Annotated in this window: 1 protein-coding gene and 1 pseudogene; both read left to right on the top strand. The window is 37.3% G+C overall.

Going from position 1 to position 994, the window contains the following annotated elements; genetic code table 11:
• Positions 1–223 precede the first annotated feature (223 nt).
• On the top strand, positions 224–844 hold the full coding sequence (locus AC973_RS00625; RefSeq protein ID WP_048725925.1) for a CadD family cadmium resistance transporter: 621 nt from the start codon (positions 224–226) through the stop codon (positions 842–844).
• A 60-nt stretch (positions 845–904) separates the two neighbouring features.
• Positions 905–994 (top strand): annotated as a pseudogene (locus tag AC973_RS10175) (IS6 family transposase); the annotation flags it as partial.

Below are 994 nucleotides of genomic sequence, written 5' to 3'. Positions count from 1 at the left end.
ACCCCTCGGCGAGCCCACCTTTACGAAGTAAAGTATAGTGGGTTATACTTTACATGGAAGTGGTCACCGAATTCCAGTTAGAAATTACTTTGTAACTATGTTTTGAGGAGGAGTAAAATGCTTTCCTACGTTCGACATTACCCATTAGGGATAGCTAAATTAATGTGTCTGTGTTCTCTTAAAATTTGCTGATTTATTACTGACTAATACAGGAGGTTTTTTTATGGGACAGACAATCATATCTGCTATTGGTGTTTATATTTCCACCAGTATCGATTATTTAATTATTTTAATTATTTTATTTGCACAGCTATCACAGAATAAACAGAAATGGCATATTTATGCGGGGCAGTATCTAGGCACTGGCTTACTTGTAGGGGCGAGTTTAGTTGCTGCTTATGTCGTCAATTTCGTGCCTGAACCATGGATGGTTGGATTGCTTGGTTTAATCCCTATCTATTTAGGGATTCGCTTTGCAATTGTTGGAGAAGGTGAGGAAGAAGAAGAGGAAGAAATTATTGAAAGATTAGAACAAAGCAAGGCAAATCAACTGTTTTGGACAGTTACATTGCTGACAATTGCGTCTGGCGGAGATAATTTAGGTATCTATATACCTTATTTTGCTTCGTTAGATTGGTCACAGACCCTCGTGGCGTTGCTTGTGTTTGCAATCGGCATAATTATCTTTTGCGAGCTTAGTCGGGTGCTATCTTCTATTCCGTTAATATCCGAGACAATTGAAAAATACCAGCGAATCATTGTGCCCTTAGTATTCATTCCACTTGGACTATACATCATGTATGAAAGTGGCACGATTGAGACTTTTCTGAACTTTATTTTATAGATAAAAAAGCCCCTTAAATGGGGCTTTTCTTATATTTTTTGAATCCTAACCTCAAACTATAGAGGCCCCTCTATTACAAGTGCCTTTAATAAACTAAAAGAATACGGCTTTTATCAAGGGACAGAACATCGTACCATTAAATACCTGAAT

Origin of the sequence: Carnobacterium sp. 1290_CSPC (genome assembly GCF_001053265.1) — a bacterium.
In the GTDB taxonomy this organism is placed as follows: Bacteria; Bacillota; Bacilli; order Lactobacillales; family Aerococcaceae; genus Aerococcus; species Aerococcus urinaeequi.
This window is presented reverse-complemented; position numbering and strand designations above follow the sequence as displayed.